Origin of the sequence: Pseudoalteromonas sp. 120-MNA-CIBAN-0494 (assembly GCF_040308885.1) — a bacterium.
Classification (GTDB): Bacteria; Pseudomonadota; Gammaproteobacteria; order Enterobacterales; family Alteromonadaceae; genus Pseudoalteromonas; species Pseudoalteromonas nigrifaciens.
The window spans coordinates 47153-57996 of record NZ_JBEOOE010000022.1; the positions used below are offsets into that span (position 1 = coordinate 47153).

At 38.1% G+C, this 10844-nt stretch carries 13 protein-coding genes; 10 read left to right on the forward strand and 3 right to left on the reverse strand.

Annotated features, from left to right (window positions below):
- Positions 1 to 54 precede the first annotated feature (54 nt).
- The 10 genes from AAEY55_RS12995 to AAEY55_RS13040 are packed head-to-tail and all read left to right on the forward strand — an operon-like array spanning position 55 to position 8087.
- Positions 55 to 708 (forward strand): thermostable hemolysin, encoded by a 654-nt coding sequence (locus AAEY55_RS12995; RefSeq protein ID WP_089369324.1) that lies wholly within the window; start codon positions 55 to 57, stop codon positions 706 to 708.
- Positions 705 to 2174, forward strand: coding sequence for an AMP-binding protein (locus tag AAEY55_RS13000; protein ID WP_089369108.1), 1470 nt, complete (start codon positions 705 to 707; stop codon positions 2172 to 2174). The genes AAEY55_RS12995 and AAEY55_RS13000 overlap by 4 nt, the downstream gene beginning before the upstream one ends.
- Positions 2167 to 2856: a TenA family transcriptional regulator gene (locus tag AAEY55_RS13005; RefSeq protein WP_089369107.1), complete on the forward strand. Its 690-nt coding sequence runs from the start codon at positions 2167 to 2169 to the stop codon at positions 2854 to 2856. Before AAEY55_RS13000 ends, AAEY55_RS13005 begins: the two co-directional genes overlap by 8 nt.
- Complete coding sequence (locus tag AAEY55_RS13010; RefSeq protein ID WP_089369106.1) at positions 2853 to 3623, forward strand: SDR family oxidoreductase; 771 nt, start codon at positions 2853 to 2855, stop codon at positions 3621 to 3623. Before AAEY55_RS13005 ends, AAEY55_RS13010 begins: the two co-directional genes overlap by 4 nt.
- A 23-nt stretch (positions 3624 to 3646) precedes the next feature.
- Complete coding sequence (locus AAEY55_RS13015) at positions 3647 to 4294, forward strand: hypothetical protein (RefSeq protein ID WP_089369105.1); 648 nt, start codon at positions 3647 to 3649, stop codon at positions 4292 to 4294.
- A 7-nt stretch (positions 4295 to 4301) separates the two neighbouring features.
- A complete protein-coding gene (locus tag AAEY55_RS13020) occupies positions 4302 to 4961 on the forward strand; it encodes a response regulator transcription factor (protein WP_089369104.1) in 660 nt (219 codons plus the stop codon).
- A 26-nt stretch (positions 4962 to 4987) separates the two neighbouring features.
- Complete coding sequence (locus AAEY55_RS13025; RefSeq protein WP_179807906.1) at positions 4988 to 6301, forward strand: ATP-binding protein; 1314 nt, start codon at positions 4988 to 4990, stop codon at positions 6299 to 6301.
- Positions 6294 to 6647 carry a cupredoxin domain-containing protein gene (locus AAEY55_RS13030; RefSeq protein WP_089369102.1) on the forward strand — a complete coding sequence of 118 codons (354 nt, stop codon included), beginning with the start codon at positions 6294 to 6296 and terminating at the stop codon, positions 6645 to 6647. Before AAEY55_RS13025 ends, AAEY55_RS13030 begins: the two co-directional genes overlap by 8 nt.
- Positions 6634 to 7374, forward strand: a complete 741-nt coding sequence (locus AAEY55_RS13035) for an iron transporter (RefSeq protein WP_089369101.1) — start codon at positions 6634 to 6636, stop codon at positions 7372 to 7374. Before AAEY55_RS13030 ends, AAEY55_RS13035 begins: the two co-directional genes overlap by 14 nt.
- Complete coding sequence (locus AAEY55_RS13040) at positions 7371 to 8087, forward strand: hypothetical protein (RefSeq protein ID WP_089369100.1); 717 nt, start codon at positions 7371 to 7373, stop codon at positions 8085 to 8087. The genes AAEY55_RS13035 and AAEY55_RS13040 overlap by 4 nt, the downstream gene beginning before the upstream one ends.
- 247 nt (positions 8088 to 8334) lie before the next feature.
- Here the strand turns inward: AAEY55_RS13040 and AAEY55_RS13045 are convergent, their stop codons facing one another.
- The 3 genes from AAEY55_RS13045 to AAEY55_RS13055 form a co-directional block, all read right to left on the reverse strand.
- Complete coding sequence (locus tag AAEY55_RS13045) at positions 8335 to 9456, reverse strand: PD-(D/E)XK nuclease family protein (protein ID WP_179807905.1); 1122 nt, start codon at positions 9454 to 9456, stop codon at positions 8335 to 8337.
- A 341-nt stretch (positions 9457 to 9797) separates the two neighbouring features.
- Positions 9798 to 10100, reverse strand: a complete 303-nt coding sequence (locus tag AAEY55_RS13050; protein ID WP_089369098.1) for a hypothetical protein — start codon at positions 10098 to 10100, stop codon at positions 9798 to 9800.
- Positions 10101 to 10392: 292 nt separating this feature from the next.
- Positions 10393 to 10844, reverse strand: a 452-nt coding sequence (locus AAEY55_RS13055) for a transposase (protein WP_350551720.1), incomplete at its 5' end; no start/stop codon positions are given.

Sequence of the window (10844 nt, forward strand, 5' to 3'; positions counted from 1 at the left end):
TTCACTCGTTAAGTTTAAACCCTGAAATATAAACAGGTTTAAATGAGCGAGCTTATGCAATTAGCCCACACTTCTACATCATTAGGTTTAACACAAAATAACAGTCAGTTTATTAGTGCTCGTATTGATGATGTGCATCGAAAAAATCTCGAAAACACAGTGAAAGAAGGTTTTTTAGTTGCGTATAACGCTAAGCTTACTTCTTTTATGCCACTACTTTGCCAATATGTTACCAAGCAAGGAAAGTGCACGTTAGGGCTAAGGCAAGCAACTTCGCCATTGTTTATTGAGCAATATTTAGCATCACCCGTTGAAGATTTTTTAGATGAGAGCATTTCTCGCAATAAAATTTTTGAACTTGGTAATCTCTGCTCTACAAATCGAAGAGCAACTCTTGCACATTTTATTATTGTTAACGAAGCTCTGCAAAGTGTGGGGGCAAAACATTTAGTGTTTTGTGCAACCAACAAAGTGCGTGCTTTATTGCGCTTACTTGGTGTTACGTGTACTGAAATTGCACTTGCGAGCAGTTTTGTAGTTGAGAACCCATTAAAGTGGGGCAGCTATTACGCCAACCAACCAACAGTATGCATTGTGAGCCTAGAGCAAGCTCACCAACAAGTATTAAATACCCCAATGCTTTATAGTTTGATGCAGCAAAACCACTGCAATATCAATTCTTTGGTAAATGCATTGGTGAATGTATGAATTACTATAATACTCATTCAGTATCGCCATTAATTATTGCCCATAATAAAGATCAAACACGTGAAATTAACGGCGATGAGTTTAACCAGCAAATACAAAAAGTAGTAAAAATACTACAAGGCTTTAGCGGCAAAGGTATCGCTTATAAGCTTGATAATACACCCGCTTGGCTTGTTATTGATGCTGCTACAGCGGTTTCTAATAAAGTGGCTGTGCCAATTGCTCACTTTTTCAGTGAACAACAAACTCAATATGTATTAGTGCAATGCGGCGCTAATTTATTTATTAGCGACACGCTAAACCATTTACTTGAGGAGCCTGTTGCCTCTATTACTGTGTTTGAACTTTACACGTTATATATTTACGAAATAGTTGTGGCTAAACCGAACAGTTACTTTCCTGAAACTCAAAAAGTAACATTTACATCAGGCTCAACTGGGCAGCCAAAGGGCGTGTGTTTATCTGCAAAGAGCCAAATGCAGGTAGCTCAATCTCTTTGCGATAAAATTAATATTAAAAAGCCTGTTCATTTATGTTTATTGCCACTAGCTGTATTGCTTGAAAATATAGCTGGTGTGTATGCCCCTTTAAAAAGTGGCGGTACAGTACACTTAATACCATTAAATGAATTAGGCTTTGTTGGAACTGCATTAAAACAGCCCGCACAGCTTATTGCTGCTATTGATAAAGTTAAGCCAAATACGCTTATTTTAGTACCTGAACTATTAGCATGCTTAGTTACTTTTGCTGAGCAAGGTTGGCAACCGCCTAGTTCGTTGCAGTTTATTGCAGTGGGTGGAGCGCTTGTCAGCGAAATGCTAATAGTTAAAGCGCGTAGCTTAAACTTACCGGTGTATCAAGGTTATGGGCTGTCTGAGGCGGCATCTGTAGTGAGTTTAAATACCCCCACAAACGATAACCGCCAAAGTGCAGGCTCTGTGTTACCTCATATTCAAACCAAAATTGAAAATGGCCAGCTTTTTATAAAAGGCGATTTGTTTTTAGGCTACTTAAACCATCAACCTCACAACAAAAAACAGTGGTATGGAACCGGTGATCTAGTCGAGCAGCATCAAAATACCTTATTTATTAAAGGCCGATTAAAAAACCTAATTATTACCAGCATGGGGCGCAACATCAGTGCCGAGTGGCCTGAATCACTATTACTCAGTCAAAGCGGTATTTTACAAGCGGTTGTGTTTGGTGAGGGGCGACCTTTTCTGAGTGCCATTATTTACGCCGATACAAAGCTAAGTAACCCAGTGTTAGCTCAATACATTAACGCAATTAATAAACAACTACCCGACTATGCTCGAATTCAAAAGTGGCATCGTTTAGCTGCCCCATTAAGTGTGCAACAAGGATTATTAACAACAAATAATCGCCCAAAACGAGATGCCATAAGTAAGCAGTACCATGATGTGTTTGAGCAATTTTACCGACTTGGAGAAGTAATTAATGAGTGATTTTTTTAACACCCTTAAAGAGCAAACTAAACAAGAGCAAAATTACCTGCTTGCAGCGCCGATTATCCAGCGTGTTTTTAAAGGCGAAGCATCACTTGAAGAATATGCCTCGTTTTTAGTGCAAGCGTATCACCATGTTAAGCACACTGTGCCTTTAATGATGTCGGTTGGTGCACGATTAACCGACGAACAAGAGTGGCTGCGCGAAGCCGTCGCAGAATACATTGAAGAAGAGATAGGTCATCAAGAATGGGTACTTAATGATATTGCAGCCTGTGGTTTTGACAAAGAAACAGTACGGTGTAGTCAGCCGCAATTTGCTACCGAAATGATGGTGTCGTATGCGTACGACTCCATTGCACGTAAAAACCCGCTGAGTTTTTTTGGCATGGTGCATGTACTTGAAGGCACTTCTATAGCGCTTGCTGATGGCGCGGCTTCAAACATTGCAAATGCTGTGGGCTTACCTAAAAAAGCATTTAGTTATTTAACCTCTCACGGTGCACTTGATATAGAGCATGTAAAGTTTTTTGAAAACCTTATGAACCAAATAACAGACGAGGCGGATCAACAAGCCATACTTCATGGTGCAAAGCGCTTTTATCGTTTATACGGCGATATATTTCGTGGACTCGATGACGAACCACTTTTTAAAGCAAGTGCACAAGGCAAATTGGCATGAGTAGTTCTTTATGTGTGCTCACTGGTGCAACAGGCGGAATAGGGCAAGCAATTGCTAAAGCCCTATATGCAAAAGGGTGGAAGTTACTACTTGTAGGGCGAAATACCCAAGCCCTTGAAAAACTGAGCCGTGAATGCCCAGACAGTGAAATATTTACAGGCGATTTAACCGACGATACAACACGTATTGACCTAGCAATAAAAGCCAAGCAACTCGGTGACGTTAAATTACTTATTAATAACGCAGGTATAAATACAATGCAAAGCCTTGAGCACACAAGTAATGAGCAAATAGATAATATGCTCATGACTAATTTGTCGGTGCCTATTAAACTATGCCAGCTATTTTTAGGACAGTTAGAGTATACCAAAGGCACTATTGTTAATGTGGGATCATCGTTTGGCAGTATTGGCTACCCGTTTCAAACGCTTTATTGCGCCAGTAAATTTGGTTTACGTGGCTTTACAGAGGCATTATCACGTGAGTTGAATGGTTCAGGCGTTAAAGTGACCTATTTAGCACCAAGAGCAACAGATACATCTATTAATAGCAGTAAAGCGCGGGCAATAAATAAAGAGCTCGGTAATAAAATGGACTCGCCAGAATTAGTTGCTCAAGAGTTATTAGCACTAATAAGTTCAAACCAAACAAGGCGCTTTATTGGTTTTCCTGAAAAATTATTTGCACGCATAAATGGCGTATTCCCAAGCGTTGTTGATAACGCTATTGCAAAGCAACTTCCTAAAATTAAACGCTTTTTAAGTTAACAAACACACACAAGGGCAAAATTATGTATAAATTTACACTCGCATTTTATTTAATATTAACGGCTATATTTACCACCGTAGTACAGGCAGATGAAGCGCAAGACCTAATTTCTATTCAACAAAAGTGGGCTATTGCCAACTACGAGCTTGAAGACGATGCGCAAATAGATGCGTTTACGCAATTAAGTGAGCAAAGCGCGTTATTTGTTGAAAACTACCCTAACTCGGCACAACCGCATATTTGGAATGGTATTGTGTTAGCTAGTTTTGCCGGCGCAAAAGGTGGCTTGGGTGCACTTGGTTTAGCAAAAGAGGCAAAAGCGTCACTTGAAAATGCACTTTCAATAGATGGTGCTGCATTAAATGGATCGGCTTACGCAAGCCTTGCAACGCTTTACAGCAAAGTACCTGGTTGGCCAATTGGTTTTGGTGATGACGACAAAGCTGAAAAATTATTTAAACAAGCACTCGCTTTTAATCTCAAAGGCATTGATACTAATTACTTATACGGTGAATACTTGTATGGCGAAGGCGATTATAAACAAGCTAAAGCACGACTACTTGTAGCACAAGCAGCGGGCATTCGTGATACTCGTGCAAAAGCAGATGAATATCGTCAACAAGCAATTAGCCAGCTATTAGTAAAAGTAGATAAAAAACTAAAAAGATAAACACACAATGCATTTATTACTTGTTGAAGACGATGCCTTAGTGGCACAAGGGCTTATTCGCTCTTTGCGCCAAGAGGGCTACAGCGTAGAGCACAGTGGCACAGTAAAACACGCCTTAGAGTGCCTTTCTAGTGGTGAAATTGAGCTTGTTATTCTCGATTTAGGATTACCTGATGGCGACGGCTCGCAAGTTTTAAAACATATTAAATCGCAAAAAAAAGTTATTCCGGTGGTTATTTTAACTGCTCGCGGCGGTATTGACGACAAAGTTAAAGGGCTTGATATGGGGGCTGATGACTACCTTGCAAAGCCGTTTGACCCCGCTGAGTTATTTGCTCGATTGCGAGTAGCAAGTCGGCGCATTAATCAAACACAATCAAGCTTATTGCGCTGTGGTGATGTAGTAATGGATACTTCTGCCCATACAGTATTGCTAAGTGGGCAATCACTTACCCTACCACGAAAAGAATACATGCTTTTAAAAGCGCTGATGGAAAATCTGGGAAGGGTGCAATCAAAACAACAGCTCGAAAATAAACTTTACCAATGGGGTGAAGAAGTTGGCTCTAATGCCATAGAGGTACATATTCATCATCTTCGTAAAAAATTCCCTAGCGATTTTATTAAAACCTTACGTGGTATCGGCTACGTGGTTGGTAAGCGTTAGAGTATGTTTATATTTCGAGGTTGAAAATGTCTATTCGTAAACGCCTGACCTTAATTTTACTTTCAATGATGGTGCTAACCTGTTTTTTAGCATTAGTAAAAGGCTATCAAAAAAGCATGCACCACGGTGAAAACTTACTTGATAATGAGCTTAAAATAGTGGCTGGCGTTTTAATTGAACAACCATTAGCACTAACCACAAATGCAGCACAAGTAAGTAGTAATAGTGCTCAGTTGTTGTACCAAATTTGGCATAATAATCGTTTACTTAGTGGCTCATCGAGTTTATCAAATAACTGTGTTAATTTTAGTGAAGGACTTCAAACTGCAAATTTAGCAGGGCAACGTATGCGAGTGTTTGTAATGAGAAAAAATACTCGTAAGGTTATCGTTGCTGAACCTATGGCAAAGCGGTTTGAATTAGCTGAAGCCGTTATTTTATCGGCAATGTTACCTATGTTATGGGCAGTTCCTCTGCTTGCTATTTTTATAAGCTTTTTTGTTAAATACGCATTAGCCCCTCTTACCCGACTGTCTAGGCAGTTGGCTTCTCGCCAAGCAAACGACTTTACCCCAATTAACTGGCAAGTAACCGACGAAGAAATTAAACCTGTTATTAATCGTTTAAACGATTTATTTAAACGAGTAGAAACTGCCTACTTACGAGAGCGCTTTTTTGCCTCAGATGCAGCTCATGAGTTACGTACTCCGCTTAGTAGTCTAAAAATTAATGTACATAATTTAGCTAATAAACAAAGTAACTCGCAAAATAATCAAGAATTAAAAGCAATGTCACAAGGTATTAATCGCTTAAGTAATATTGTTGAACAAATGCTAATTTTAGGACGCACTCAGCCAGAACAGTGGCAAAAGCAGTTTAGTGAACAGTCATTGCTAACTATTACTCAACAAGCCGTGTCGGAGCAATACGATAAAATAGACGAAAAAAACCAAACTATTAGCCTCGAAGGTAATGATTTTGTAATTAATGGTGATGAGTTTACATTAACGACGCTTATCTCTAATTTACTCAGTAATGCTATTAAATACACACCTAATGATGGTCAAATAATAATTAAATTAGCATCTAGTAATAATGACTATAGTTGGCAAATAGATGATTCAGGTTCAGGCATGACTGAAGAGCAAAAAGACCGAATATTTAATCGCTTTTATCGCGTAGGTGGCGATCAGCATCCATCAGGCGAGCAAGGCGCGGGTTTAGGCATGGCGATTGTTCAACACATAATTGCTATTTATGACGCAAATATTCATTTAGCGAATAGTCATTTAGGCGGGCTAACCGTGAAGATTACTTTTACAGGAGTAAAAAGTGACTAGACGTTTATTTAATCAATGCCTTTGTTGTTTGCTATTTTTGTCGTTTAACGCGGCGAGTAAAGAGTACCTTATTATTTTAAAAGATCACTTGTTCTATCCCTCACAAATTACTATTCCCGCGAATAAAAAAGTAAAGCTATTGATAGAAAACCAAGATAGTACACCAGAAGAGTTTGATAGTTTTGATCTAAACAGAGAAAAAGTGCTCTACCCAAATCGTAAAAGCATTATTTATATAGGACCGCTTAGTAAAGGGTATTACAAGTTTTTTGGTGAGTTTTCGCCAAATACAGCTAGGGGCGTTGTAATAGTTAGCGATGAAGGGGCACAGCATGTTAATAAATAGTTTAGTCATGAGCCTTAATCAATTACTACCTGTGGCTATTTTATTAGTGCTACTACAAGTAGTAAAAAAACAGAGTTCTTTGCGAATATGCTCTGCTGTATTAATTGGCGCGGTAATGTCGTTTTTGTACATGCAAAGCGCATCGTGGGTGAGCCAGTGGTTTGAATACCAAGGGTTAGAGTACTCACAAATAGGGCTATGTATTACTATATTTATTGCTGTGTTGGTATTTGCACTAAAGCAAAAGTCAGCGGCATTTTATATCGCAGTTATAAGCACAATAACGCTGTATTTAAGCCACTATATTATTTACCTCACCAGTTTTTGGCAAAATAATGATGCAGGGCAAAGCTTATTTATTGGCACTTTATTAGGTGTTGGAATTTGTTTAAGTTTTAGCGTATTGCTGTACTTTTTAATGAATGCAATTAAGCACCGTTTTGGTATGTACCCGCTTTTTACTTTGCTTGCTTTTAACAGCGCGGCTAAGTTATTAGTCGCACTGGATTTGGCAAGCCAAATAGACTTAATTACCAACACCTCAACCGTGTGGGATTTACGTGATTTGTTAAGCGAAAACTCTGAGCTAGGCCGCGTACTGCGTGCTCTTGTTGGTTACGAGGCCACTCCTGATTTAATGAGTGTACTTATATATAGTACAAGCAGCGTGTTATTTTTATTAATTTGTTACGTTATTCCAGCTTCAATGACTAAGGAACGTGTATGAAAGCACTCAACCTATATTTAGCGCTTAGTTTTACCGCTTTTTGTGTGTTGTTACTTCCAACCCAGGCAAGTGCTGATGGTATTGTTGTTGATAAGGTATATCACCCCTATGTTTTACCTTTTGAACGTGAGTTTGAGTGGCGACTGGTATCGCATCAAACTGATAGTGGCAATATATTAGCGCAGCGCTTAGGTGGTGGTGGTGCTATTAGCGATACAATGGCACTAGAAGGGTATTTAGTTGGTGAGCGAGACGATAACGGCGATTTTAGCTTAGAAGCTTACGAGCTTGAATTGCGCTGGCAGTTAATTGAGCAAGGTAAGTTATGGGCTGATTGGGGCGCATTATTTGAGCTTGAAAAAAAACATAACGAAGATGTATACGAAGCAACCTCGGGTTTTGTGATCGAAAAAGAGTTTGGAAAAACAAGCCTAACATTAAACGCTTTTTTGGTTTATGAATGGGGGCAGGATATTCAAAACGAATGGGAAAGTGAGTTTAGAGCACAATATCGCTACCGGTATCGTTCTGCTTTTCAACCATCTATTGAGGTTTACGTAGGTGAAGACTTTGTAGGAATTGGCCCTGGTTTTATAGGTTTGCAACGTTTTGATGGACAAAAACAATTAAAATGGGAAGCGGGTTTTATCACTGAGATAAGCCAATCAGAAAAAAATCATAGTTTTAGGCTCGCATTAGAATTTGAATTTTAATAATGAATAAAATCTAAAAACGGGCAGTTACACAGAATCCGTACAGGCTCCACAACAGATTTTCCATTCATTAAAAAATCACTCCCATTGACTGTGTACCAGAAGCCTCAAGATACAAGTGGTCAATAAAATTTGGCCACAGTTTTAGAGTTTTTGTATCTAACCTAAACTCGTTTAGCACTACGCTAGCGCTATAATGATATGGTCTAAGATTATTATTAAACCCATTTATATAATCACTAACGTTTTATTTTGTCACTGTGAGCTCTTCAACTAGCTTTATAAATTCAGGCTGTATCATGAGTGTATTTTGTAATTCTGTAAAAACTTCTAGCACTATATCTACTTGCTCTTGATGAGTATTGGCATGTTCAAACAAAGAAAGCATTGACCTTAAAATAACAATTGGATGCCATTTATTATGCTTGGCTCTCGGATCTACAGCAGTATCTATATACTCCCAATCATTAAATAATAATTTAAAACACGCTTTTAAATTATTATAATTGTCTGAATTTTTTATCATCTCTTGGCCTGTTCGATTGAAATCAAAAACTAAGCATAATTTTAATTCATTATTTATAAATTCTTTAACTCCGTGATCTCTTCCATCGAGCAACACACCGCAAAATATACCGGGAAGCCACTGCCTGCCTTTATTTTTAATGATAGGGCAAAATTCTAACCCAACTCTTGACTCAGTTCCTTGGCGTTTAAATACGGGTTCCATCCCGATAGTTTGTAACGGCCATTCTCGTTTTTGAGCCGTTTTAAAGATCGAGTCAACTTGCTCAATAAATTTTACTGCTTCTAAATAATGAGCAATAGAGAAACGATTCATTGGGGACTTTGGTCCTAATCCTTCAGATTTAAGTAATGATAAAAAATCTTCTATTGCCCAACTTGCGTGCTCATAATTTACTTTATCAACTAAACTTATTAAGCATTTATAAATATCCTCCCAGCACAATGCTGCATCTGGATTTTGAGCATGTTGAAAAGGAGTAGCTGTTATTAATATAATTCTGTAATCGTCATAAGTTTCAGATGCATACTCACGATAGTTTTTCAGCTGGTTTTGATGTAAGTCTGATTTTACTTTATGTTCGAACACTAAGGTGCAGGTCTCCCAACTTATAACTAAATCAGGGAACTTATTATTAAAATTTTCCTGCGTTGATATAAAAACTTCACCATCGGGTGCACTAATTGACGATTGCAATTTATTATTTATACATTCGAATACGCTCTGTAAAACCTCGCGGTTACTTCGCAACAGCCAAGCAAATGCTTCTGTTATAAAGTTTTCAAGGGGATCCGTATTTTCCCGAGGACGATACTTTCTTAAGTTGACTAAAAGGCTTTCCATAATTATTACCTGTAAAAGTATTTTGTTAGTTAACAATATAAACTAACTTAAATTTCGTTAAAAAATGAATTAAATTATATTTTACGAATTTGCCTTTCGATCTAGAACGATGGGATAAAAAATAAATTACATGCTTAAAATAATTTAGTTTTACTTCTTTATCTATAATTTTCAATAATTCATTTTTAGGTGTTCTTTAACTTCGAAGTAGCACCTAAAACTGATGTAAAACAAGTGCATAGTTTTATTCCTATGCGCAATGTTTAATGCATTTTGGAGATTATAATCCAATGCGTACTTGTTATTAAATTAGAAGTTGAAGCTGTGCTCCCATTTAAACACTATTTATTAGCTCTTATCACTCTAAGTTTTTTGATATCTGATCCTTTAATTTCCATAGAACGGGCAAGGGCATTGAAATGTTCTGCGTCAGTAGCATGCAAAACTTCAGGCTTTTCAAAATCTAAAAAATAAACAAAGTGCCCTAATTCGAATGCGGTGTTAATTCTTGAACTCGAAAAGCGTCCATCACTACCTCCTTTATGGAAATCTGTAATTAACACCTCTGTGCTCGCGAGTATGTGTTTGAACATTACATGATCTGCAATATCCCTTGGGGTATATACCGAATCAAAGCGCGTCATAATGCAATTTGTAACTTTTATGCCCTAACTTTTAGTTACTTTTGTATTTGTTACAACGTTTAAGTGGACTCTTTGAGTATCATGTTTTAATAATGCAATTTTATTGTCTAATTTTACTAAATCAAAAAGGCCAAGCTTTTCTAATAAAACTAGCTTTTCGTTGTTTGAAATACTGAGGTAGTGAGCCAAATTAACCTCTTTTAAGTTGAGGTTATAATCACTATCAGCTACGTTGCTAATGAACAACTCCCACTAAACGCTGCGCGTTTTGAAGGAGTTTCAAAAAGAAAGCCTAAGCTACCTTTTTAGGCTGGTTCCCAGCCTGAATACCTAACGCCCAGTTTAAGTTAACTTGCGCACTGGCTACATCGCGGGGCTTCTCACAACCACATTCGCATGAGTGCCAGCGCTCTGCTAAGGATTTCTTCTTCTTAGCTCCGCAGTCTGGGCAGGTTTGACTTGGCTTAACTTGCTTTGTTGGTACTTCAACAAATTCGCTACTAGCTTCTTCCGCTTTGTATCGCAGCAAATTAAGAGTCATGGCTGGCGCGGTGTTCAGAATTTCCCGATTCAGACCAGCCTTTTGTTTCACCATTTTTCCGTTTTTCTCGACAGTACCTTTGGCACTGCGAGTCATGTTCTTAACGGTGAGTTTTTCGGTGGCGATCAATGCCGCCACTTCAACTAATTTTGCAGTTTCTTTATGAGTAAAATCGAGTCTTTGACGGGCGATTTTCTGGTGGA

Coding starts and splice junctions, on each gene's coding strand:
- AAEY55_RS12995 (WP_089369324.1), top strand. CDS start 55: ATGCAATTAGCCCACACTTCTACATCATTAGGTTTAACACAAAATAAC.
- AAEY55_RS13000 (WP_089369108.1), top strand. CDS start 705: ATGAATTACTATAATACTCATTCAGTATCGCCATTAATTATTGCCCAT.
- AAEY55_RS13005 (WP_089369107.1), top strand. CDS start 2,167: ATGAGTGATTTTTTTAACACCCTTAAAGAGCAAACTAAACAAGAGCAA.
- AAEY55_RS13010 (WP_089369106.1), top strand. CDS start 2,853: ATGAGTAGTTCTTTATGTGTGCTCACTGGTGCAACAGGCGGAATAGGG.
- AAEY55_RS13015 (WP_089369105.1), top strand. CDS start 3,647: ATGTATAAATTTACACTCGCATTTTATTTAATATTAACGGCTATATTT.
- AAEY55_RS13020 (WP_089369104.1), top strand. CDS start 4,302: ATGCATTTATTACTTGTTGAAGACGATGCCTTAGTGGCACAAGGGCTT.
- AAEY55_RS13025 (WP_179807906.1), top strand. CDS start 4,988: ATGTCTATTCGTAAACGCCTGACCTTAATTTTACTTTCAATGATGGTG.
- AAEY55_RS13035 (WP_089369101.1), top strand. CDS start 6,634: ATGTTAATAAATAGTTTAGTCATGAGCCTTAATCAATTACTACCTGTG.
- AAEY55_RS13040 (WP_089369100.1), top strand. CDS start 7,371: ATGAAAGCACTCAACCTATATTTAGCGCTTAGTTTTACCGCTTTTTGT.
- AAEY55_RS13045 (WP_179807905.1), bottom strand. CDS start 9,456: ATGGAAAGCCTTTTAGTCAACTTAAGAAAGTATCGTCCTCGGGAAAAT.
- AAEY55_RS13050 (WP_089369098.1), bottom strand. CDS start 10,100: ATGACGCGCTTTGATTCGGTATATACCCCAAGGGATATTGCAGATCAT.